Origin of the sequence: Streptomyces sp. 8L, from assembly GCF_020176795.1 — a bacterium.
Lineage (GTDB): Bacteria > Actinomycetota > Actinomycetes > Streptomycetales > Streptomycetaceae > Streptomyces.
Map to the genome: position 1 here is coordinate 1 of NZ_JAIUKE010000798.1, position 2,449 is coordinate 2,449.

The window sequence follows — 2,449 nt, forward strand, 5'->3', positions numbered from 1 at the left end:
CGAGGCCGTTGAGGCGGCCGTCTCGGGCGGCCGGGACGTGGGCCGGGCGGCGGGCGCGTGGTCGGAGGCGGGCGGCCACCGCGGCCGGCTCAGTCCCGTTTGCAGATGCGGTCGAGCAGGTTGGCCGTGGCGCGCTGGATGCGCGGGTCGACATGGCCCGGCCGGTCCAGCGCCGGCGACCAGGCGAACGTCCCGGAGGCGAACACCAGCGCGCCGGACGGCGCGCGGTAGAGGGATGTCTCCTGGTGCCGCGGTGCCTGCTCGCTGTCGCGGTAGGGCGAGTGGGCGAGCAGAATGCGGTCGTCGTGGTCCGGCAGCGGGGCCCGCGGGAAGTAGCGGTCGGCCTCGCCCGCCACGAGGCCGTCGATCCGGTCGCCCTCGACGGCACCGGAAGCCTCCCACAGCCAGTGGTCGACGTTCCGCACGACGAGCGGGTGCGGTTCGGGCACCCGCCCGGCGTACTGGATGCCGATGATCTGCTGCTCCGCGACGTCCACCTCCCGCCACAGGGACGGCTTTCCGGGGCCGTGCCGTTTGCGGCAGGTCAGCAGCCGGTCCGGCACGCCGGAGGCCGACGGGCCCAACTCCACCTGCCAGTACATCGAGTTGGCGGAGAGGAAGACGAGGGAGGTGCCGATGTCGCGGGCCCGTTCCACGGTGCGGCGCATCGGGACGGACCAGTACTCGTCGTGGCCGGGGAAGACCAGACCGCGGTAGCGCGAGGGATCGACGCGGCCCGCGTGCAGGTCCCGGGTGTCGGCGTACGCGAGGTCGTAGCCGTACCGCTCGGCCCAGCGGATGAAGTCGTACGCGTGCCCGACGTGCAGCGGCAGTCCGGCGCCCGCGTAGGGGCGGTCGAACGACACCGTGACCGCCGCGTCCTGCTCTCCGAGGAGTCTGCCCTGCTCGTCCCAGGCGTGGTAGAGGCTCGCCCCCGTCCTGCCGTCCTCGGGGTAGAGGTTGTACGCCTGCCAGGTCAGGTCGGGAAGCAGGAGGAGCAGGTCGGCGGGGTGGTGGTCGCGGACGGTGAAGGGAACGTGGGAGCGGTAGCCGTCGACGGTCGTCAGGACGGCGACGTAGGCGCCGATCGACCAGTACGAGGGCACTTGCAGCCGCCAGGACAGCCACCAGTGGTGGCAGGAGACGGTGCGGTCCGCGGTCATCGGCGGGGGCTGGACGATACCGGCGAGCCGGGGGCTCGTGATGATCTTGCGGGCGCCTTCGCCGTTGTAGTGGCCGATGCGGTAGATGTCGACCGAGAACTCCTGCGGCGGGTCGACCGTCACATGGAAGTCCAGCGCCTCGCCCGGCGCGACGGCGCCGCTGGAGACGAAGCCCTTGATCTGGCGGCGCACGTCGTCGGCGGTCCTCGGGCCGCCGCGGGCACGGCCCAACTCCGGGTCCGCGTACCAGGGGACGACCTGCCCGGTGTCGCCGAAGTAGTTCTCGCTGCCGCGCAGCCAGGGCAGCGGGCCCTGGCCGAAGGGGTCGGTGACCGCGTGCGCGAGTGCGCCGGACTCCCATCGCCGGATGTGATCCGCCCCCATCGTGCGCCCCTTCTTCGAGCCGCCCGGCCCGCGGTGCTGGGGGACCGCGGGCGCGTCGGTGTCACGAGTGTCGGACGCCGGCTCCCGGCGCCGATCCCCAGCACATCACATAAAGCACGCGCCTCGTCACCGATCGTCGCTAATTGACGCGGCCGGAAGCGGCTGTTGCGGCGAGAGTTGGGGGACTTGTTGCCTGTTGAGTCGATTGGGGCTGCTGGGAAGGCAGTTCGGGCGCGGCACCGACCCGTCGGGGAGTGACGTCGCGGCCCCGCGCGTCACCGTGCCGCGCGGGGTTCACCCCGGAGGGACGCGTCCGCCGCGTCCGCCGCGTCCGCGCTCATACGAGCCGTACGGGTTTGTCCGGCCGCACGCCGAGTGACACGAGCCAGGACCGCAGCGGCCCGGGGTCGCCGTCCTCGACGAGGCTGTGCACGGGGCCGCTGAGGTCGGCGTGCTTCTCGCCCCGCACGAGCAGCGTGGGGCCGTCGAGCCAGTCGAGACCGGGATGCGCGCCGGCCGTGTCGACGGCGGAGCAGCAGACCATCGCGGCGACGTGGTCGGCGAGCAGGTCCCGGCCGGTCCTGGGCGGCTGGAGCGGCACGAGCGGCAGGGAGTCGGTGGCCCGCGCCGAGCGGGCGCCCCCGGGGCCTCCGGGGCTCTCCACGTGCGAGGCGGCCGACGCGGCGGCCTCACGGGCGAGTTCGGCGCCGATACAGGCGGCGAGCGCGTCCGCGGCGCTGTCCGCGAAGGCCTCGACGGGGGCGTCGGCCCGGCTGTCGGCGGAGGCGTCGGCCGTGCTCCTGGCGGGGGCGTCGGTTCGGCTGTTGGCGGGGGCGTTGGCCGCACTCCCGGTGGGGGCGTTGGTTCGGCTGTTGGCGGGGGCGTTGGCCGTGCTCCTGGTG

Annotated in this window: 1 protein-coding gene and 1 pseudogene; both read right to left on the reverse strand. The window is 73.9% G+C overall.

Features of this window, described 5'->3' with window-relative positions:
* Positions 1 to 89 precede the first annotated feature (89 nt).
* Positions 90 to 1,547: a N,N-dimethylformamidase beta subunit family domain-containing protein gene (locus tag LCE31_RS38840; protein ID WP_225022944.1), complete on the reverse strand. Its 1,458-nt coding sequence runs from the start codon at positions 1,545 to 1,547 to the stop codon at positions 90 to 92.
* A gap of 337 nt (positions 1,548 to 1,884) precedes the next feature.
* Positions 1,885 to 2,449: pseudogene (locus LCE31_RS38845) on the reverse strand (hypothetical protein); the annotation flags it as partial.

Coding starts and splice junctions, on each gene's coding strand:
- LCE31_RS38840 (WP_225022944.1), bottom strand. CDS start 1,547: ATGGGGGCGGATCACATCCGGCGATGGGAGTCCGGCGCACTCGCGCAC.